At 58.7% G+C, this 21,191-nt stretch carries 19 protein-coding genes; 2 read left to right on the plus strand and 17 right to left on the minus strand.

The genetic code is table 11. The features are described 5' to 3' along the window. From DT594_RS14765 to ppc, 5 genes are all read right to left on the minus strand, one after another. Nucleotides 1-795 carry a class I SAM-dependent methyltransferase gene (locus DT594_RS14765; protein WP_149333394.1) on the minus strand — a complete coding sequence of 265 codons (795 nt, stop codon included), beginning with the start codon at nucleotides 793-795 and terminating at the stop codon, nucleotides 1-3. A gap of 42 nt (nucleotides 796-837) precedes the next feature. Further along, entirely contained in the window at nucleotides 838-1,152 is a 315-nt protein-coding gene (locus tag DT594_RS14770) for a hypothetical protein (RefSeq protein WP_096347835.1), read from the minus strand. Nucleotides 1,153-1,232: 80 nt separating this feature from the next. Continuing rightward, nucleotides 1,233-1,907, minus strand: a complete 675-nt coding sequence (gene tsaB, locus DT594_RS14775) for a tRNA (adenosine(37)-N6)-threonylcarbamoyltransferase complex dimerization subunit type 1 TsaB (RefSeq protein ID WP_149333395.1) — start codon at nucleotides 1,905-1,907, stop codon at nucleotides 1,233-1,235. Between the two features lie 128 nt (nucleotides 1,908-2,035). Continuing rightward, entirely contained in the window at nucleotides 2,036-2,683 is a 648-nt protein-coding gene (adk, locus tag DT594_RS14780; protein ID WP_149333396.1) for an adenylate kinase, read from the minus strand. Nucleotides 2,684-2,918: 235 nt separating this feature from the next. Beyond that, nucleotides 2,919-5,558, minus strand: coding sequence for a phosphoenolpyruvate carboxylase (gene ppc, locus DT594_RS14785; protein WP_149333397.1), 2,640 nt, complete (start codon nucleotides 5,556-5,558; stop codon nucleotides 2,919-2,921). Nucleotides 5,559-5,764: 206 nt separating this feature from the next. Between ppc and DT594_RS14790 the strand changes: the two genes are divergently transcribed. Continuing rightward, the gene (locus tag DT594_RS14790; RefSeq protein WP_149333398.1) at nucleotides 5,765-6,109 is read left to right on the plus strand and encodes a pilin assembly protein; all 345 of its coding nucleotides are present in this window, start codon (nucleotides 5,765-5,767) and stop codon (nucleotides 6,107-6,109) included. A gap of 14 nt (nucleotides 6,110-6,123) precedes the next feature. Here the strand turns inward: DT594_RS14790 and mazG are convergent, their stop codons facing one another. From mazG to cysM, 4 genes are all read right to left on the minus strand, one after another. Next, nucleotides 6,124-6,942, minus strand: a complete 819-nt coding sequence (gene mazG / locus DT594_RS14795; RefSeq protein WP_281290914.1) for a nucleoside triphosphate pyrophosphohydrolase — start codon at nucleotides 6,940-6,942, stop codon at nucleotides 6,124-6,126. Further along, nucleotides 6,939-9,188, minus strand: a complete 2,250-nt coding sequence (relA, locus tag DT594_RS14800) for a GTP diphosphokinase (protein ID WP_149333399.1) — start codon at nucleotides 9,186-9,188, stop codon at nucleotides 6,939-6,941. Before relA ends, mazG begins: the two co-directional genes overlap by 4 nt. A gap of 91 nt (nucleotides 9,189-9,279) precedes the next feature. Next, nucleotides 9,280-10,656 (minus strand): 23S rRNA (uracil(1939)-C(5))-methyltransferase RlmD, encoded by a 1,377-nt coding sequence (gene rlmD / locus DT594_RS14805; RefSeq protein ID WP_149333400.1) that lies wholly within the window; start codon nucleotides 10,654-10,656, stop codon nucleotides 9,280-9,282. After that, nucleotides 10,653-11,585: a cysteine synthase CysM gene (gene cysM, locus DT594_RS14810; protein ID WP_178091534.1), complete on the minus strand. Its 933-nt coding sequence runs from the start codon at nucleotides 11,583-11,585 to the stop codon at nucleotides 10,653-10,655. Before cysM ends, rlmD begins: the two co-directional genes overlap by 4 nt. 102 nt (nucleotides 11,586-11,687) lie before the next feature. Between cysM and DT594_RS14815 the strand changes: the two genes are divergently transcribed. Then, nucleotides 11,688-14,486, plus strand: coding sequence for a response regulator (locus DT594_RS14815; RefSeq protein WP_149333402.1), 2,799 nt, complete (start codon nucleotides 11,688-11,690; stop codon nucleotides 14,484-14,486). Here the strand turns inward: DT594_RS14815 and acpS are convergent. From acpS to lepA, 8 genes are read right to left on the minus strand one after another with little or no spacing between them, the layout of a single operon-like run. Then, a complete protein-coding gene (gene acpS / locus DT594_RS14820) occupies nucleotides 14,478-14,858 on the minus strand; it encodes a holo-ACP synthase (RefSeq protein ID WP_149333403.1) in 381 nt (126 codons plus the stop codon). The two genes, DT594_RS14815 and acpS, sit on opposite strands and share 9 nt — an antisense overlap. Next, nucleotides 14,855-15,598, minus strand: coding sequence for a pyridoxine 5'-phosphate synthase (pdxJ, locus tag DT594_RS14825; RefSeq protein WP_149333404.1), 744 nt, complete (start codon nucleotides 15,596-15,598; stop codon nucleotides 14,855-14,857). Before pdxJ ends, acpS begins: the two co-directional genes overlap by 4 nt. Continuing rightward, nucleotides 15,595-16,314 carry a DNA repair protein RecO gene (gene recO / locus DT594_RS14830; RefSeq protein ID WP_149333405.1) on the minus strand — a complete coding sequence of 240 codons (720 nt, stop codon included), beginning with the start codon at nucleotides 16,312-16,314 and terminating at the stop codon, nucleotides 15,595-15,597. Before recO ends, pdxJ begins: the two co-directional genes overlap by 4 nt. A gap of 33 nt (nucleotides 16,315-16,347) precedes the next feature. After that, nucleotides 16,348-17,253: a GTPase Era gene (era, locus tag DT594_RS14835; RefSeq protein WP_149333406.1), complete on the minus strand. Its 906-nt coding sequence runs from the start codon at nucleotides 17,251-17,253 to the stop codon at nucleotides 16,348-16,350. Continuing rightward, complete coding sequence (gene rnc, locus DT594_RS14840; RefSeq protein ID WP_096346515.1) at nucleotides 17,246-17,935, minus strand: ribonuclease III; 690 nt, start codon at nucleotides 17,933-17,935, stop codon at nucleotides 17,246-17,248. Before rnc ends, era begins: the two co-directional genes overlap by 8 nt. After that, the gene (locus DT594_RS14845) at nucleotides 17,932-18,309 is read right to left on the minus strand and encodes a DUF4845 domain-containing protein (RefSeq protein WP_096346516.1); all 378 of its coding nucleotides are present in this window, start codon (nucleotides 18,307-18,309) and stop codon (nucleotides 17,932-17,934) included. The genes rnc and DT594_RS14845 overlap by 4 nt, the downstream gene beginning before the upstream one ends. Before the next feature lie 50 nt (nucleotides 18,310-18,359). Further along, on the minus strand, nucleotides 18,360-19,238 hold the full coding sequence (gene lepB / locus DT594_RS14850) for a signal peptidase I (RefSeq protein ID WP_149333407.1): 879 nt from the start codon (nucleotides 19,236-19,238) through the stop codon (nucleotides 18,360-18,362). A 22-nt stretch (nucleotides 19,239-19,260) separates the two neighbouring features. Then, nucleotides 19,261-21,063, minus strand: a complete 1,803-nt coding sequence (gene lepA / locus DT594_RS14855) for a translation elongation factor 4 (RefSeq protein ID WP_096346518.1) — start codon at nucleotides 21,061-21,063, stop codon at nucleotides 19,261-19,263. Between the last annotated feature and the right edge of the window lie 128 nt (nucleotides 21,064-21,191).

The raw sequence follows: 21,191 nt of genomic DNA on the forward strand, positions 1-21,191 counted from the left end.
TCAGGCTTCGAGCTTCTTTTTACCGTAGATGTCATAACGGCTGGACTGGCCATTGAGCTGGGCGCTCGGTAAAGCTCCCTCAATGGCGGGCGCCTTGCGTGGGCGTTTGACTGCAACGCGATGGCTGGCCAATTGCAATGCTGCAGCCAGCAACGCTGGTGCATCCAGGTCATCCCCCGCCAAAGGCCGAAACAGACGCATTTCCTTTTTTACCAGCGCCGACTTTTCCCGGTGTGGGAACATCGGATCCAGGTGAACAACCTGAGGTATCTGCCCTTGCCAGGCGCCCATCGCCTCAATGGCATCCGCGTGAATCAGCTGCATGCGCGCGGCGATCTCGGCCACCTCACCACCGGCCGCGCGGGCACGTTGCAGCCCGTCGTCCAACAGCGCAGCAATCACCGGCTGACGCTCGATCAGCGTCACCTGACAACCCAGCGCCGCTAGCACAAAGGCGTCACGCCCCAATCCTGCGGTGGCATCCAGCACGCTCGGCCGAATCGCACCGCGCAAGCCCACCGCTTTGGCCACCATCTGCCCGGCGCCTCCGCCGAACTGACGCCGATGCGCCATTGCACCTTCGACAAAATCGACCCTGACCGCTCCTGGAGCATCAGGTCCGCTGGCCTGGAGACTCAAACCCTGCTCGCCTACTTGCAACCACAGCGAACAGGTCGTTGAATCCGCCTGATCGCAGGGCAAACCCAGTTGCCTGGCCAGGGATTCGGCCGCCGGAGCATAAGCATCTTGCAGCCAGGTCACGCCGATGGCGTTAGCGGATAAAGGTTCAGACATTAGCTATGGTCAGCAAAGAAAAGCTCAGCAAAAAGAAGAGGATCAAGCAAACAGGTCGATACCGAAAATACCTTCGGATTCGTCGTTGACGGGAATATTGGCGGTAAATTGGTAGCTGGACAACGCCTGATTGGACCGACCATAGACCGGCTCCTGACTCTCCCGGCGGGCGGGAATGTATTCGGCGTTGGCACTGGCGGCACTGACGGCACGCGGCACCAGCGAACGAACCGGCTCTACTGGTGCGGCTGAAGCCGTCTGTCCCGCGCGCACAGGCTCACTGTTGGCCGCAGGGACAACAGGGCGAGTACTGCGCTCAGGCAGCGCAGTGAATGGAATATAGCCATCCAGACGCATCGACGCACTCCAGGGAATCAGGCCTGCAGATTAGCCTGACGTCAGTTAAAAGGCAAAACCCAGCCGACGAACTGAATGAACTAAGCCTGTTGCTTGGGCGTGGCGACCTTGTCGCGCAGGTACACTGGCTGGGCATCAGCCGCATCCAGCACCTCGCCCGCCAGCCACCGCGGCAAGGCCAGGCTCAGCAGATCGCGAGCATCGGGTAGCATCTCGGTCCAGGCCGCATCAACCTTGACGGCGAGGCGATCCGCATACTGCCAACCGGTACCGGCACCCTGGGCTGAGCCAAAGCCTGCTGGAGTCATCACGGCTTCAGGCGCGCAGACGCACTCCTCGCCGTGCAACTGCATCACGCCCTGCTCCAGGCGGTAACAACCCCAATACACCTCGTCCATACGCGCATCAATCGCCGCACAGACTGTCTTGGCCTGGTGCTCACGCCAGGCGCGCTGCGCCAGCGCGGCCAGGTTGGACACCGGGATCACTGGCTTGCCGGTGGCAAATGCCAACCCCTGCACCATCCCCGTAGCAATACGTACGCCGGTAAAGGCGCCGGGGCCACGGCCGAAGACCAGCGCATCGACCTGCTTCAACCTCAGGTCTGCTTCGGTCAGCAACTCTTCGAGCATGGGTAGCAAGCGCACGGCGTGCAACCGTGGTATCACCTCGAAGCGATGAATCACCTGGCCTTCATGCAGCAGCGCAGCTGAACAGGCTTCGGTCGCGGTATCCAGGGCAAGTAGCGTAGTCATGGTCTGCTCGTGGCCGTACTCGAGAAAAGGGGCTGCATTGTAGCCAATGCAAAAGACCCGTGCGACTAATCGTCAACACGGGTCTTTGTCGTTACAGCTGCTGACTCACCCCACCGGGTGATGAGCGCTCAGCTCAGCGCCTGCATTACCTTGCTGGTGATCTGATCAACAGTACCCACACCTTCGACCTTGCTGCACTTGGGCGTGCCATGTTCGTCGGACAACTGCTGATAGAAGGCCACCAGCGGCTTGGTCTGCTGGTGATAGATCTTCAGGCGGTTACGTACAGTGGCTTCAACATCATCATCGCGCTGCACCAGATCTTCGCCAGTCTGGTCGTCCTTGCCTTCAACCTTGGGCGGCTGGTGGCTGATGTGATAAATCCGCCCGGAGCCCGGGTGTACACGGCGACCGGACAAACGCTCGACGATCTCTTCATCGTCCACGGCAATTTCCAACACGTGGTCAATCTTGACGCCCGATTCCTTCAGCGCTTCGGCTTGAGGAATGGTGCGCGGGAAGCCGTCAAAAAGGAAACCGTTCTTGCAGTCATCCTGCGCGATGCGCTCTTTGATCAGGCCGATGATCAGGTCATCGGACACCAGGCTACCGGTATCCATCACCTGCTTGACCTGCTGACCCATTTCAGTGCCCGCCTTGACCGCTGCACGCAGCATGTCGCCAGTGGAAATCTGCGGAATACCGTAGTGCTTGCAGATGAATTGGGACTGTGTGCCCTTGCCTGCGCCAGGCGCGCCCAACAGGATAACTCGCATAGATAGACTCCTAAAATAATACCGAAACCGGGCCGCCTGACGAATAGGCTCGCAGGCTGGCAGTGCCAACTGTCACGTCGGCGCAAAAAACTGTCGCATTCTTGGGGTATGCGAAAAGGGCGTTCAACATACACTTACAAGCAGGCACACACAAGCCGGACCAAAGTAGAAGCCCGGCTGGCGCGGCCTGAACAGCATAGGCCATGCTGACTAGCCATGTTCCTTATCAGGATTATTAACCCGTATTACGCATCCCTGCGGCAATTCCAGCCACGGTGACCAGTAATGCCCGCTCAAGGTCGGGGTCTATGCTCTCCCCTTGCGCTCGGGTTCTGCCCAACAACTCCGCCTGAAGCAGGTGCAGCGGGTCAGTATAGGGGTTACGGATCGCCACTGACTCCCCGAGTGCCGGGTTATGCGCCAGCAATCGATCCGTCTGGCGCAGTGCCAGGATCACATCCATCGCTTGCTCGAGCGAATTGCGCAATTGCTCACCCAGCGGCCACAGCGTCGGATCTGCCAGGCGCTCTTCATAGAACCGGGCAATTCCGCCGTCGGCTTTAGCCAAGACCATCTCAAGCATTTCCACGCGCGCGAGAAAGAACGGCCAATCGCGCATCATTGCACGCAATTGATCCTGCTCGCCGGCGTCCATCGATTCACGCAGGGCTTGGCCAGCGCCGAGCCATGCCGGCAACATCAACCGCGTTTGCGTCCAGGCAAAAATCCATGGAATCGCTCGCAGGGTCTCAATACCGCCCTGGCTACGTCGCTTTGCAGGCCTGCTGCCGAGCGGCAGGCGGGCCAGCTCCTGCTCTGGAGTGGCCTGGCGAAAATACTCAACAAACTGCGGCTCGTCGCGCACTACGCCGCGGTACACCTCAACCGAGCGTGCCGCGAGGCTTTCCATCAGGTCGCGCCACGCCGGCTCCGGCGCCGGTGGGGGCAGCAGTGTGGCCTCCAACACGGCACTGACGTAGAGCTGCAGACTTTGCACGGCGATGTCCGGCAGACCATATTTGAAGCGGATCATCTCGCCCTGCTCCGTGACCCGGAACTGGCCCTGAACCGAACCCGGTGGCTGTGAGAGTATCGCCATATGCGCCGGTGCGCCGCCGCGACCAACCGTGCCGCCGCGGCCGTGGAACAACCGCAGACGCACACCGCGCTCGCGGCACACCGCCACCAGGGCCTCCTGCGCGCGATACTGCGCCCAGCCAGCCGCCAGCGTACCGGCGTCCTTGGCCGAGTCGGAGTAGCCGATCATCACTTCCTGCTCATCTCCGACCAGACTGCGATAGGCCTCCAGCGCCAGCAGGGCATCGATCGCAGGCGCAGCATTGTTCAGATCATCCAGGGTCTCGAACAGGGGTGCCACGCGCATCGGCCAGGCCACGCCCACTTCCTTGAGCAGCAGCTTGACTGCCAGCACGTCCGACGGGCTCGAGGCCATGGAAATCACGTAAGAGCCGAGCATTTCCCGCGGCTGCGTCGCCACCACCCGGCAAGTATCCAGCACTTCCGCAACCTCGCTGCTGGGTTGCCAGTTCGGCGGCAACAGCGGTCTGGGATTATGCAATTCGGTCAGCAGAAAATCGCAGCGCTCGCGCTCATCCCACTGTGCGTAGTCACCCAATTTCAGATGCTTGGTCAGTTCACTCAGGGCGTCGCAATGCCGCTGCGCATCCTGACGAATATCCAGACGGACCAGGCCCAGGCCGAAAGCATTGACGCGTCGCAGGGTATCCAGCAACGGACCGTTGGCCGTCAGCGTCATGCCCTGCTCAAGCAGGGAGTCGCGGCACAGCTCCAGTGGTTGGCGCAGCTCATCGATATGCTGCAGCACCGCGGCGGAAGGCTGGGTGTCCTGCTTAACCGCCGCTGCTGCCCATTCACGGGTCGCCTGCAGGCGCTCGCGCAGCTGTTTCAGCAAGGCTCTGTAGGGTTCATCCACCGGACCGGTCAGCTCGATAATGGCATCACTGGCACTTTGCATGGACAGTTGATTGGCCAGACCTTCAATATCGCGCAGATATAGATCAGCGGCCATCCAGCGGCCCAGCAACAGCACTTCACGGGTAACGGTGTGAGTGACATTCGGATTGCCATCCCGATCGCCGCCCATCCACGAGGCGATACTCACCGGCACCGCGCGGCTATCCAGACGTTGGCCGGTAGCGTTATAGAGATCATCGTCCAGCCGACGCAGAAACCGCGGCAGTGCCTGCCAGAGAGAGTGCTCAATGACCGCAAAGCCCCACTTGGCCTCGTCGACGGGCGTCGGCCGAGTCCGGCGGATTTCGTCGGTGTACCAGGCTTCGCTGATCAGTCGTGCAAGATCAGCGCGCACCTCATCACGTTCCAACTGGCTGAGGTCATCGTGATCGCGGCGGGCCAACGCCATGGCGATGGCATCGTATTTCTGGATCAGCGTGCGCCTGGTTACTTCGGTCGGATGTGCGGTAAGCACCAACTCGATATCCAGCTCGCCGACGTGGCGAACGATGCTGTCAGCATCGTGGCCAGCGTCCTTGAGGCGCTGCAGTAATTCGCTGATGCAGCGCTCCTCGAAGGACAGCGGCTCATCGGCGCGGCGCCGGCGTATGCGATGGTATTGCTCGGCAATGTTGGCTAGGTTGAGAAACTGGTTGAAAGCTCTGCATACCGGCAGCAGTTGGTCATCAGGCAGGTCATGTAACGCCGCCAGCAGGGTATCGTGAGCAGCCTGATCGGTTTTGCGGCCCTGCTTGGCGCCCAGACGGATACGTTCAACCCGCTGTAAAAACTCATCGCCAAGATGGACACGAATGGTTTCACCCAAGAGTTCGCCCAGTTCGTGTACATCCTCTCGCAAGCGCGCATCGATCTCGGTCATGGTGCTCTCCTTCATCTATAAGCTGGCCAGCATAACTAACATCGCAGGCCCAACAGAATGCGGTGCATGCGCGTATCTGACAACCCCTGGCTCTACACTAGGAACCGACCTCAAGGTTTATCGGTCGAACCAGTACAAGTAGCCCGAATCAGAACTAGAATTCAGATAGGGCTACAGGCGATACGACTATAGGTAAAGGGGGCAGTATGAAGATTCGTGAGTTGACCCAGGAGTGGGAACACAGCGCCAAAGGGCGGATTACGCACAATAGCTATCAGGTCAAACTACCGCTGGAAGACGCAGCGCGACTTGCCGCGTTGCATGAAATGTATCCCAAGATGTGTGTCGAGGACCTGATTACCGATCTGCTCAGCGCTGCGCTTGAGGAGTATGAGGCCAGCCTGCCCTATCAGGCTGGTGAAGAAGTCATTGCCGTTGATGAGCTAGGGGACCCGCTGTATGGCGATGCTGGCCCTACCCCACGGTACCTGGAACTGAGCCGCATGCATTTGCAGCAGTTGATTGAGCAGCAAAAAGAACCGCAACACTGAGGGCAATGGGCTTGCTATAAACCCTGGGTCTTGGCTCGCTCCCAGAGCTGGTCGAGACGCTCCAGCCCGGCTTCCTGGACGGATTCCCCGTCATCTGCAAGTCTCTGCTCGATAAAACGAAAGCGCCGTTCGAATTTTTCGTTGCCCTGACGCAATGCGGTTTCGGCGTCCACCTGCAGGTGGCGGGCCAGGTTTACCATGGCGAACATCAGATCGCCCATTTCCTCGGCTACCGCATTGGCGTCGCCTGAGGCCACAGCCTCCCTAACTTCGTCCAGCTCTTCGGCGATTTTGTCGATCACCGGAGCCGCTTCGTTCCAGTCGAAACCGGCTTGAGAAGCCCGCTTCTGCAGTTTTTGCGCGCGACTCAGGGCGGGCAACGCACGCGGCACGTCATCGAGCAAAGACAGCTGATGCGGGCGCTCGGCCTTCTCTGCCCGCTCCTCCGCCTTGATCGCTTCCCAACGCTGCTTGACCTGCTCTGGCTCTATCTTGATGCTGCCGGCAGGCGTACGCAGCTTCCCATCGGGAAATACATGCGGATGCCTGCGGACCAGTTTGCGAGTAATGCCATCAACCACATCGGCCCAGACGAAGTGCCCGGCTTCCTGGCCCAGCTGGGCGTAATAGACCACCTGAAACAGCAGATCTCCGAGCTCGCCAGCGAGCTGCGGAAAATCCCGTTCGGCAATGGCATCGGCGACCTCGTAGGCCTCCTCCAGCGTATGCGGCACTATACTGTCGAATGACTGCTCCAGATCCCAGGGACAGCCATGCTCGGGGTCGCGCAGGCGTTGCATCAGGTACAGCAGATCATCCAACTGATAACTCACGCGCTGGCTTCCTTACGGTTGCGACGGGCCTCAATCACATTCGGCAACTGATTGATGCGCGCCAGCAGGCGGCCGAGCATATTGATATTCGGCACCTCCACGGTCAGCAACATGGCCGCGTAATTGTCATCCTTGTTGGTACGGGTACTGACTTCCAGTACGTTGATCTTGTCGTTGGCGAGCATCTGCGATACATCACGCAACAGCCCCGATCGATCATAGGCCTTGATAAAGATTTCCACTGGATAGGTCTGGATTGGCTCTCCACCCCAGCTCACCTCGATCAGGCGGTCGGAATCACGATCCTGCAACTGCATTGCCGTTGCACAATCGGCGCGATGCACGGTCACGCCGCGGCCCAGAGTGATATAGCCGATAATTGGATCGCCTGGTACCGGCTGGCAGCAGCCGGCCAGTTGCGTCAACAGGTTGCCGACGCCCTGGATAAACACATCGCCACGGCGCGCCGGTTTGGTGGCCCGGCGCGGAATCAGTTCCAGCTGTTCGCTATGGCTGTCAGGTTCGACCAGTTGCTGGGCGACGTTGACTACATGCATCAGCCGCACATCGCCGGAACCGACAGCCGCAAACAGGTCCTCCTGACTGCGGATGCCCAGCTTGTCGATCAGATGCGCATAATCCGCACCATTGAGCGCCAGGCGGGTCAACTCACGATCCAGCATCAACTTGCCAGCCTGCACGTTCTGCTCGCGCGCCTGCTGTTTGAACCAGTGCTGCACCTTGGCCCGGGCGCGCGAGGTATTGACGTAACCCAGGTTGGCATTCAACCAATCGCGGCTGGGGCTGCTGTGCTTGCCGGTGATGATCTCGACCTGCTCACCGGTTTGCAGAATATAGTTGAGCGGGACTATGCGGCCGTTGACCTTGGCCCCTCGGCAACTGTGACCGATCTCGGTATGAATGCGATAGGCAAAGTCCAGTGGCGTGGCGCCCTTGGGCACGTCCAGTACATGGCCATCAGGTGTGAACAGGTAAATCCGATCCGGCTCGAAATCCACCCGAAGCTGATCGGCCAAACCGCCGATATCACCCATTTCCTCGTGCCATTCCAGCACCTGCCGCAACCAGGCAATCTTGTCTTCATAGGCATTGGAGGAATGGCTGCTGGCATCGGTGCCCTTGTAGCGCCAATGCGCGCACACGCCCAGCTCGGCTTCCTCATGCATGGCCTGGGTACGAATCTGCACTTCCAGTACCTTGCCGCTCGGCCCGACCACCGCGGTGTGCAGCGAGCGATAGCCATTTTCCTTGGGGTTGGCGATGTAATCGTCGAATTCGTTGGGGATGTGCCGCCACAGGCCATGCACTATGCCCAACGCGGTATAGCAGTCGCGTACCTGTGGCACCAGAACCCGCACCGCACGGACGTCGTATACCTGACTGAAGTCGATGCCCTTGCGGTGCATCTTGCGCCAGATCGAATAGATATGTTTGGCCCGGCCGCTGATCTCTGCATGGATCCCGGTCTCTTCCAGTTCCTGGCGCAACTGGTTCATGACGTCGTCGATATATTCCTGACGGTCGAGGCGCCGCTCATCCAGCAGCTTGGCAATCTGCTTGTACTGAGTTGGCTCCAGGTAGCGAAAGGACAGATCCTCTAGCTCCCACTTGATATGCCCGATACCCAGACGGTGAGCCAGCGGTGCATAGATGTCGAATACCTCGCGGGCAACGCGGTAGCGTTTCTCCTCAGGTGCATCCTTGACCGCCCGAATAGCACAAGTACGCTCGGCAAGCTTGATCAGCGCCACACGCACATCATCGACCATGGTCACCAGCATCTTGCGCAGGTTTTCCACTTGCGTCTGGGCGCAGAAGGCCATCGTCTTACCCGGATTCTGCGACACGCTGATGGCCGCCATGCGTTGCACACCGTCAACCAGACCTGCCACCGTGGCACCAAAGCGGCGCTCTACCTCGGCGAGATCGGTTTTGCGTTCACGCACCGCACGATAGACCACTGCCGCGACCAGAGAATCCTGATCGAGCTTCAATTCAGCGAGGATTTCGGCCATTTCCAAGCCGGTAAGATAGCTGCTCGCGCCGTCGGCCCAGATGTTCTCGGCCGCAATGGCGGCGCGTTCAAGTTCCAGCGCCCACTCACAAGCTTCCTTAAGGACGGCGGGAGCCGTCAGCGGCACGCGCTGCTGCATGCGCGCAATCCAGGCGTCAATGTTGACGCTGCCATCGCGATTGGTCGGATGCAGTGCTCTGACCTGGACCATTAGAACCGGGCCCGACTGTGCTGCAATATACTGAACACGACAATCTTCCTTTACTGAAACCGGCTCTGACGATGCCGCTGTAGCAAAACCGCTATACCGGTTTGACCTTGTTCCCGGCAACGAACAACGCCATGGCTTCGACGTGCGCCGTCTGCGGGAACATATCCATAATACCTGCCTGCACCAGGCGATAGCCTCGGGCGGCAAGCAGCCCTGCATCCCGCGCCAGCGTGGCCGGGTTGCATGAAACGTACAAAATTCGACCTACAGCCTTGTCCGCCAGCTGCTGCACCAATTGCTCTGCGCCATCACGGGGCGGGTCCAGCAACGCGGCGTCGCAGGGTTGGGTTAGCCAATTTGCATCCTGGAGTTTGGACAGGTCCGCTGATGAAAAGTGCAGCGATTCCAGCTGATTATTCTGCGCATTTTTTTGCGCTCGCTGGACCATCTCGACGCTGCCCTCCACCGCTGTTACCTGGGCTCCTGCATACGCCAGCGGCAGGGCAAAATTGCCGACGCCACAGAACAGATCAAGCACCTGCTCGCCGGGCTGTATCGCCAACCATTCCAATGCCTGGTTGACCATCATCTGGTTGATCCTCGCGTTGACCTGAATAAAGTCACCCGGCATGAACTCGAATCGCAGCCCCTGGTCCGGCAAGTGATAGGCCGGCAGGTCCTGATTCAGTCCAGGGGCAGATCCAATTGGCCCATGCAGCGTGCTCGGCTCACCTGGCTGCAACCAGCAGCTCGCCCCATGCTGGTCGGCCAACACCTTCAACGCTTGCAAATCCGCCTCTGACAGCTCCTGCATATGCCGCACCAACAACACCGGTGCTTCATCACCTATCAGTTCGACATGGCCAAGCCCGGCGCGGCCATCCAGCGATTTCAGCAGCGGCACGAGATCCTGCACCAATGCCTCCAGCGCCGGCACCAGTACAGGGCATTCCTGCACTTCAACCAGGTCACTGCTGCTGCGCTGACGGTAGCCCACTTCCAATAGACCAAGGCGCTTATCCCAGCGCATTGCCAGCCGCGTGCGCTGCCGATAGCCATAGGTAGGGCCGACTAATGCCGGCATCCAGCGTTCCGGTTCCAGGCCGGCAAAATGCTGCAATTGCTGGGCCAGAGCCTGCTGTTTGACCTGGAGCTGGGTGGCTTCCGGCATGTGCTGAAGACTGCAACCGCCGCATAGATCGATGTGCGCACAACGGGGCGTCTGGCGCTCTGGGCTGGCTACCAGCAGTTTGTCCAGACGGGTTTCTATAAGCTTGCTGCGGGCCTTGAGCACCCGCGCCTGAACCCGTTCGCCGGGCAGGCCGCCATCGACAAAAACAATTCTGCCCTGCCAGCGGCCGATACCACGACCGTCATGGGCCAGCCGCTCGAGATCCAGCTCTATGCGCTGGCCGATGGCCGCCGGTGCGTCCGGGGCCTGACGTGCACGTCCACGATGGCCTCTCATAATGGTGAGTTGTACACACCCGTGGACAGGTAACGGTCACCCCGGTCACAGATGACCGCGACAATGATCGCGTTCTCGACCTCTGCAGACAGGCGCAACGCAGCCGCTATCGAACCTCCAGACGAGACGCCACAGAAGATCCCTTCCTCCGTCGCCAGACGGCGCATGGTCACTTCCGCCTCCTCCTGGCCCATATCGATGATCCGATCGACCCGTTCCGGCTGAAAAATGCCGGGCAGATAGGCTTGTGGCCAGCGCCTGATACCCGGGATGGACGCACCTTCTATCGGTTGCAGGCCGATAATCTGAATCTGCGGATTCTGTTCCTTGAGATAGCGCGAGGTCCCCATGATGGTTCCGGTGGTACCCATTGAGCTGATGAAGTGCGTTATTCGCCCACCAGTATCGCGCCAGAGCTCGGGACCTGTGGTCCGGTAATGCGCTTCAGCATTATCAAAGTTGCCGAATTGATCGAGTACCTTGCCCTTGCCTTCGCTCTGCATCCTCATCGCCAGGTCGCGCGCGCCTTCCATACCTTCTTCGCGGCTGACCGGGATCAGTGTGGCGCCATAGGCGCTCATGGACGCCTTGCGCTCGGAGCTCATATTGTCCGGCATGATCAACACCATGCGGTAACCCTTGATCGCAGCCACCATGGCCAAGGCGATGCCGGTATTTCCCGAGGTCGCCTCAATCAGCGTATCACCCGGCTTAATCTCGCCGCGCTGCTCTGCCCGCTCGATCATCGACAGCGCCGGCCGATCCTTGACCGAGCCTGCGGGGTTATTACCTTCCAGTTTGGCCAGCACAATATTGCTGGTCTCGCCGGGCATGCGCTGCAGACGAACCAGAGGGGTGTTGCCAACAAAATCGGCAATTGTGGGGAAATCGGTGCTGGATACATGGTCACGCGGAAAGTCGTTATTCATCATTCACTCAAGGGGCCTGGGCCCGAATCGGTAGGGCGTTGAATGCTGTGCTTTTGCTTAAGTCAGCCTATGATACCGGCAACAGAGTAAGGGATACATACAATGAGCGAGATTGGTCTGAAGGCGCGCATTCTGCTGATGACGCTGGCACCCACCGGGCTTCTGGCCATGGCGCTGGGCAGCTATTTCATCTGGCATGCTTCTCAGGACTTGCAGCAGCAATTGCTGGAGCGCGGATTCCAGACCGTAGAGCATCTGCAGATTCCCGCCGCACAAGCGCTGCTCGAGGGCGAGCCAGAAGCGTTCAGGGACACTCTGGCCAACGCGCTAGACCGCATTGACGTGCGTGCTGTCACGCTGTACGACAGCGAGCGTAATCTGCTCGAACACAGCGGCCCGACCATGATGCCAACGCAGCGCACGCTGGGGGTCGATACGATCGGCGCCGGCAGCGGCCTGCAAGTGGGCGAAACGGTGGGTAGCAGCCGATTTCTGCTGCCCCTGTTGGCTAGTCCGGAATTGCTGGAGGGGTTGCAGAGCCAGATAGAAGCGGACGCGCTACTCGGCTGGCTGGAGGTCGAGCTGAGCCATGCCAACACGCAGCTGCGCCGCTACCAGATGCTGCTGACCACGCTGGTCATGGTACTGGCCGGCTTGCTGCTGACCACCTTTACCATCAGCCAGATGAGCAGACGCATCACCGACCCCATCAGCCTGTCCAACCGCGCTATCGCCCAGATCAGCAAAGGCCAGCTGGATGTGCGGCTTAACCAGCAGGGTAGTCGTGAGCTGGACGACCTGGCTCAGGGTATCAACACCATGGCTCAGACGCTGCAGAGCGCCCAAGGCGAGCTGCAGCAGAACGTCGATCAGGCCACCGAAGATCTGCGCCAGACCCTGGAGACCATCGAGATCCAGAACATCGAGCTGGACATGGCGCGTAAAACCGCCCAGGAAGCCAGCCGGATCAAGTCCGAATTCCTCGCCAACATGAGTCACGAGCTGCGCACCCCACTGAACGGCATCATCGGCTTCAGCAATCTGTTGCAACGCACTGAACTGACCAATCGCCAGCAGGAATACCTCGGCACCATCGAGAAGTCGGCAGACAACCTGTTGGCGATCATCAACGAGATCCTGGACTTCTCCAAGATCGAGGCCGGCAAACTGATTCTGGAAAATCAGCCGTTCAACCTGCGCGACCTGATTCAAGACACCCTGACCATGCTCGCCCCGGCCGCTCATCAGAAGAACCTTGAACTAGTCAGCATCATCTACCGTGATACGCCCATCGGTCTGAGCGGCGACGGCTTGCGGCTGAAACAGATACTCGCCAACCTGGTGAGCAACGCGATCAAGTTTACCCAGGAAGGCTCGGTGAGCATTCGCACCATGCTCGAACAGGAGGACGACACCCATGTGCTGCTGCGCATCAGTGTGACTGACACCGGCATCGGCCTGACCTCGACGCAACAGAAGTCACTGTTTCAGGCCTTCACCCAGGCGGACAACTCGATGTCGCGGCAGGCCGGGGGTACCGGCCTTGGCCTGGTCATTGCCAAGCGCCTGGTCGAGCAGATGCACGGCGAGATCGGCCTGGATAGCCGCCCGGGCGAAGGGTCCGAATTCTGGCTCACCGCGCGCCTGGAAAAATCCAGCCAGGCCGGGGACGACCTGCCTGCCACGCCGCTGCAAGGCATACGCGCTGCAGTGATGGAGCCATTGACCCTGAGCAGGCAGGCGTTGCTGCACAATCTGGAAGATCTGGGCCTGGACGTGACCGTATACGACAACTTGCCGGCGCTGGAAATGGCGCTCAGAAAGCCAGACCCCGATGAGCCTATCCAGTTGGTGCTGGCCAGCATGCGCTCGCCCGGCACCCGAGCGGATCTGATGTTCGAGGCGCTGAATCGCTGGATGAATGACGATAGTTGCAAGATCATTCTGTTGACCGATACCACCGAACATTACCCTTCGCTTGATCAACTGCCCCCGACTGACTGCCAGGTACTCTCGCGACCATTGTGTACGCGCAAGCTCTACCGTGCGGTCAATCAATTATTCCGCCCGGAGCCGGTGATGCCTGCGGTCATACCGGGGCGCGCGGACAAGCCGCAGATCACCGTGCTCTGCGTTGACGACAACGAAGCCAATCTCAGATTGGTCGAGACCTTCCTGAGCGAAATGGGAGCCCGTGTATTAACCGCTACCAGTGGCGAGCAGGCATTGCAGATCGCTGATCGGGAAACCATCCAGTTGATCTTTATGGACGTGCAGATGCCGGGCATGGACGGCCGCGCGACCACCACTGAGTTACGCCTGAGAGAAGAGCTGGCCGATTGCGAGCCACGCCCGATTATCGCCCTGACCGCCCACGCACTGGCCGAGGAACGGCGGCGGTTGATTCAATGCGGCATGAACGATTACCTGACCAAACCCATCAGCCCGGAACAGCTGAGTCACTGCATCTTTCGCTGGACCGGCATCAACCTGAGCATGCCCAATACTGCTGCGCCGTCGGCTGCACCCATACCCGCTCGGGCCGTTGGCCCGAAGATGCTGCCGATACTGGATTACAAGGAAGGCCTACAGCTGGCTGCCGGCAAGGCCGATCTGGCGCAGGACATACTGGCCATGCTGATCAAAGGGTTGCCGGGCGACCGCGTACTGATTGAAAAACATATGAGTCAGGGCGACGACGAGGCGCTGCTGGACGTGGTGCATCGCCTGCACGGCGCCACTCGCTACTGCGGAGTACCGCAGCTGCGGGAATGTTGTTTGCAAGCGGAGACGCTGTTGAAGCGGGGTGACAAAAGCCAGATGGCTATCAGCCAGTTGATTGAGGCCATCGAGCAGGTGCGCGTGGCCTATTACGCTGCCGAACCTTCGCCGTCAGGCTAGCGACCAGATGGCAAACGCCAACGCCTGCTCACGCTCGTCACTCAGGCTGAGCAGCATGCGGCCACCACCGCGCTGTTCGAGATAACTGGCGGCCACGCCACTGAGACGCACCAGCGGCGCTCCCAGACTGTCATTATCAATCTGGATATGCTGCCACGACATACCTTGAGCCAATCCAGTACCCAGCGCCTTGAGTATGGCTTCCTTGGCGGCATAACGCTTGGCCAGGTAACGCGCTGGCTGCTTGTGGGCAGCAAAGCGCTGCCATTCACTCTCGGTCAGGATGCGCCGGGCGAAGCGCTCGCCCTGGCGACCTAACACCGCCTCGATACGACTGACCAACACCATGTCGGTACCAATGCCACGAATCATCGGCCGACCGAGGCGCCGAGGATCAGTGCGCGCATGTCTTTTACCGCTTGAGCCAAACCCGAGAACAGCGCGCGGGCAATAATCGCGTGGCCAATATTCAATTCGTTCATGCCGCTGATCGCCGCAATGGGCTCGACGTTGTGATAATGCAGGCCATGCCCGGCATTCACCACCAGGCCCAGTTTGCGTGCGTAAATGCAGCCCTCGCGCAATCGCGCCAACGCCTCAGCCTGCTCGGCCCCATGAGTGTCGGCGTAATGACCCGTATGCAACTCGATTACCGGCGCACCGGCGCGTTTGGCTGCTTCGATCTGCCGCGGATCCGGATCAATAAATAGCGACACCTCGCTGCCGATCGCCGCCATACGTTCGACTGCCTCCTGCACGCGGGCGCCGTTACCGGCCACGTCCAATCCACCCTCGGTAGTCAGCTCTTCCCGGCGTTCGGGTACCAAACAGATATTCGCCGGGCGTATTTCCTCGGCAAAATCCAGCATCTGGTCAGTGACGGCCATCTCCAGATTCATTCGGGTCTGCAGCACTTCGGCCATCAGGCGTACATCGCGCTCCTGGATATGCCGGCGATCTTCACGCAAGTGCAGGGTAATGCCGTCTGCGCCCGCTTGCTCAGCCTCGATAGCAGCCTGGACCGGGTCCGGATAACGCGTACCCCGCGCCTGACGCAGAGTCGCGATATGATCGATATTCACACCTAAAAGCACGCGTTGCGGGTGAGTCAAAGTCTGTCTCCTTTGGAATCCGTGCCCGGGGTTGAAAAAAGTTGTCGGCTGACCAGCGGACGGTCGCCCAGATGCGCTGCCAGAGCCTGACGCATTAATAATTTGGCGGTGCGTAGCGCATGCGGCGCGGTCCAGTCGGTTTGCGCCATCGCCAGCAGACCCGCGCCTGGCAAGCCAGAAACGGAAGACGTCAGTTGCTTTACCGGTAACAGACCGTTATCCGCATGCCATACGTACTGTTGATCCGGCAATACCGGATCGCCGCGGGCATCTTCTGTCAGACTGAAACCATAGCCCATAACCTCCAGCAGCTGCCACTCGAACTGACGCAAGACCGGCTCTACCAGAGCCGGACCAGCCAATTGTTCCAGCGCGTGTTGATAAGCGGCGAAAATCAGCGCCTGCGGATCACCCGGCGGCATCAGGCGTATCAATAACTCGTTTAGATACATGCCGCTGAACAGCGCCTGCCCCTGCAACAACCGGTAGGGTCCGGCCGTTTCGGCCTGGGCCAGCGTCTTCAACTCGCCACGCCCGACCAAACCCACCAGCAGTGGCATAAAGGCCTGGGGGGTCAGACCTTTGCGCTGCCCCCGCGCGCCGCGCCAAACTACCCGTTGCACGCCATGGTGCAGGCTGAGCAGATCAACCAAAGCGCTGCTGTCACGATAGGGACGGCTGTGCAGCACATAGGCCGGACTCAGGGGTGCTTGCACGCCTTATCTCCAACACAGCGGGGAGGCGACAGATCAACTGTCGAAATTATAACCAAGCGAACTCAGGGCGCGCTCGTCATCGGACCAACCGCGCTTGACCTTGACCCACAAATTCAGCATGACCTTGCTGCCGAACAGCTTCTGCATGTCCAGCCGGGCTTCCTGGCCAATTTTCTTCATACGCTCGCCACCGTCACCGATGATGATTTTTTTCTGCCCATCGCGCTCGACCAGAATAAGGGCATGAATATGCAGAATTTTGCCTTCCTGCTTGAACTGCTCGATTTCCACCGTGACCTGGTAGGGGATCTCTGCACCCAACTGGCGCATGACTTTCTCGCGGACCAGTTCAGCGGCGAGAAAACGGGAGCTGCGATCGGTGATCTGATCGTCCGGGTAGAAGTGTTCACCTTCGGGCAGGCGCTCGGCAATCAATTGCTCAAGCTGATCAATATTGCGACCGTGCAGCGCAGAAACCGGCACGATCTCGGCATCGGGCAATTGCGTTGCCAGCCATTCCAGATGCGGCAACATGTCCTTCTTGTCATCCATGCGGTCGAGCTTGTTGACTACCAGCAGTACCGGGCAGGTGACAAAACGGACCTTCTCCAGCACCATCTGGTCCTCGTCGGTCCAGCGCACCCGGTCGACCACAAACAGCACCACATCCACATCTCGCAGGGCCTGACTGGCGCTTTTGTTCATAAAGCGGTTCAGTGCCTTGTCGTTGTCCTTGTGCAGGCCCGGGGTATCGACATAGATCGCCTGAACAGCGTCTTCGGTCTTGATGCCAAGCATGGTATGCCGGGTGGTTTGGGGCTTGCGCGAGGTAATAGCCAACTTCTGACCGAGAATGTGATTGAGCAGGGTCGACTTGCCCACATTTGGCCGGCCTACAATGGCCACATAGCCACAACGGGGGGTACTACTGTCACTCATCTGCTTTCTCCACACCCAGATCAATCAGGGCTTTTTGTGCTGCTACTTGTTCTGCCAGACGCCGGCTATTACCGACGCCGAAGGTGGGCTGTGACAATGGGCTGACATGACATTCAACCCGAAAGGTTCGACAATGGGCTTCACCACTGCTTTCAGTCACTTCATAACGGGGCAATTCACATTGCCGCGACTGCAGATATTCCTGCAATCGCGTTTTTGGATCCTTGTTATTGTCCACCAGCGTCAGAGTGGCAATATGCTCACGTAACCAGTAAAGCACACGCTCACGCGCCGCTTCCAAGCCGCTTTCCAGATAAATGGCGCCGATGATGGCTTCGGTGGCGTCGGCGAGGATGGATTCGCGGCGGAACCCGCCGCTTTTCAGTTCCCCCGAACCCAGGCGCAGGTATTCACCCAACTCGAAACCTTTGGCCAATTCCGCCAGAGTAACGCCTTTGACCAACCGCGCACGCAGGCGGGACAACTGACCTTCGCGGGCCTGGGGAAAGCGCTGAAACAGGGCTTCGGCGGCAATAAAGTTGAGCACCGAGTCACCCAGAAACTCCAGGCGTTCGTTATTGCGCCCACCCAGACTTCTATGGCTCAAGGCCAGAATCAGTAGATCCGGGTCCTTGAAGCAATAGCCAATGTTACGTTCGAGCCGGTCTAACTTGTTTATCACTTCAGCGGTCTGATTATATGGGTTTCATCGAAGTGAACGAGCGCGTCCACGTTTTGAATTATCGGCGAGCGAACTTCATATTTGATCACTACCGTGTAAGCGTCGGTACCGCTGGCGGTAATGGCAATCGCATCTTTGGCTTTGATATCGCGGATGCTGTTGATCTGCATACCCTTTTCAATGTGATTGTGAAAATCGCGGAGCGAACCAATCTTGATGGTTGGGTCCTCGTTCACCTCAGTCACGATCTTGCGCAGGGTAAAATGCTCCATATAGATGGGAGCCAGTTTCATTACAATCACCAAGCCGAATATGATCAGGGCAATAACTGCTAACCAGCCAAAAAATGACATGCCTTTCTGCGAATGGCGCATGAATAACCTCTAGACGTCCGTTGTTAATATTATTGTTTCCGGCCCTGCCCTCAGTGGATCAGGGCTACCCTGGAGAAACTCGGCAGGTTGCTGAACTTCGGCTCCGGCCAGTGCATCCAGACCGCGAATGCCTTGCCTACAATATAGTTGTCCGGGACCATTCCCCACAACTCCCTTGGCATTTCTTCGGAATTCCAGTAACGGCTGTCATTGGAATTGTCACGATTGTCGCCAACCATGAAGTAATGCCCTTCGGGTACTTTCCACTCTTTCGCCGCCGGCGCGCCTGACAGGCTCTTCTGCCTGACCAGGTGTTCGATATCACCCAGCTTCTCTTCAAATATTTCTGCTTCAGCGCGGGAATACAGCGGATGACCGGCTGGCACCTCATCGTCCTTCTCCAGACGCACTGGTTTCAATGGCACTCGCTCGCCATTGATAATCAGTTGTTTGCCGGCATAACGCACGGTATCACCCGGCAGTCCCACCACTCGCTTGATGTAGTTGATGCGAGGATCATTCGGGTAGCGAAACACCATCACGTCGCCGCGCTGCGGATCGTTGACCGGAATCACCTTCGTATCCAGCACCGGCAGACGAATACCGTAAGCAAACTTGTTGACCAGAATAAAGTCGCCGACTTCCAGCGTCGGCTTCATTGATCCAGAGGGAATTTGAAAGGGTTCGACCAGGAAAGAACGCAGCACCAGCACGACCAACAGTACCGGAAAGAAAGATTTGCCGTACTCGATGAGCAGCGGCTCCTTTTCCATCCGCTCGACAGTCGTCGGGTCCGGAATGTCCACCGCACGGTCATAGGCAGCCAGCGCACGACGACGGCGAGGGCCAAACCAGAGCAGATCGAGGAGGGCCAGAAAACCGGAAACAGCAACTGCCAATACCAACAGCAGCGGAAAATTGATATGCATAATCTAGCCCGTTTAACTATCCCTAGTTGTCTACTTTCAATACCGCCAGGAAGGCTTCCTGGGGAATTTCAACGTTGCCTACCTGTTTCATGCGTTTTTTGCCGGCCTTCTGCTTTTCCAACAGCTTCTTCTTCCGGCTGGCGTCGCCACCATAGCATTTGGCGATGACGTTCTTGCGCAGCGCCTTGACCGTGGAGCGCGCGACAATCTGCCCGCCTACGGCGGCTTGAATCGCCACGTCGAACATCTGCCGCGGGATCAGCTCCTGCATCTTGCTGACCAGCTGCCGGCCTTTATAGGCCGCGTTGTCACGGTGCACGATCAAAGCCAGCGCATCGACCTTCTCGGCGTTGATCAATACATCCAGACGCACCAGGCGCGCAGCCTGAAAGCGCTCAAAGGCATAGTCCAGCGATGCATAACCGCGGCTTGCCGACTTCAACCGGTCAAAGAAATCCAGTACCACTTCATTCATCGGCAGATCGTAAATTACCTGAACCTGGGTACCGAGAAACAACATATCATGCTGCACGCCGCGTTTCTCGACGCACAAGGTGATCACGGCGCCCAGGTGGTCCTGCGGCACCAGAATATTGGCCCGCACGATCGGCTCGCGCATCTCTTCAACCATCGACGGATCGGGCAGGCGCGATGGATTGTCGACATACAGGATGCTGCCATCCTTCTTGACCACCTCGAATACCACCGTGGGTGCTGTGGTAATCAGATCCAGATTATATTCGCGCTCCAGGCGTTCCTGAATGATCTCCATATGCAGCATGCCGAGAAAACCACAGCGGAAACCGAAGCCCAGCGCTTCAGAGCTTTCTGGCTCGTAATGCAGCGAGGCGTCATTCAGTGTGAGCTTGGACAGCGCCTCACGGAAATCCTCGAAATCCTCGGAGCTGACCGGGAACAAGCCGGCGAAGACTTGCGGCTTGACCTTCTGAAAGCCCGGCAGCATATCCACATCGGGGGTGCTGGACAGGGTCAGAGTGTCGCCGACCGGTGCGCCGTGAATATCCTTGATGCCGGCAATGATAAAGCCCACTTCGCCGGCTTTCAGATCAGCCGTCTCGCTGTGCTTGGGGTTGAACACACCCACACTGTCAACCTGATGGATCTTGCCAGTAGATTTGACCAGCACCTTGGCGCCCTTCTTGATCCGTCCGTGCTTGACGCGCACCAGAGAGACCACACCGAGATAGTTATCAAACCAGGAGTCGATGATCAGCGCCTGTAGCGGTGCGTCCAGCTCACCCTCGGGCGCGGGAATGACCTGAATCAGACGCTCAAGCACATCTTCTACACCCAGGCCGCTCTTGGCACTGCAGACCACTGCATCGGTGGCATCAATGCCGATCACACTCTCGATTTCAGCCTTGACGCGCTCCGGCTCGGCCTGCGGCAGGTCGATCTTGTTCAATACCGGCATGACTTCCAGGCCCTGCTCGATAGCCGTATAGCAGTTGGCTACCGACTGCGCTTCCACGCCCTGGGCTGCGTCTACGACCAGCAGCGCGCCTTCACAGGCAGCCAGCGAACGGCTGACTTCATAGTGAAAGTCCACGTGACCAGGGGTATCGATGAAATTCAGCTGGTAGGTCTTGCCGTCGATTTTTGACGTGTAATACAGCGTTACGCTGTGCGCCTTGATCGTAATCCCGCGCTCACGCTCGAGATCCATGGAGTCGAGCACCTGTTCGGCCATTTCGCGATCAGCCAAGCCTCCGCAGATCTGGATAAACCGATCAGCCAGGGTCGACTTACCGTGATCAATGTGGGCAATGATCGAGAAATTACGAATTAGGCTAAGGTCACTCACTACAGGGATCTTCCAGACTTGATTGCAGGATTGCCAGCCATAAAGGCTGTCAGCAATGAAAGGGGGAAAGCTTCCCCCGAAAACAGCCCGCGAGTGTACCCGAATAAGCGCTATTACGCTATCGCGAG

Source organism: Halopseudomonas laoshanensis (assembly GCF_008365385.1).
In the GTDB taxonomy this organism is placed as follows: domain Bacteria; phylum Pseudomonadota; class Gammaproteobacteria; order Pseudomonadales; family Pseudomonadaceae; genus Halopseudomonas; species Halopseudomonas laoshanensis.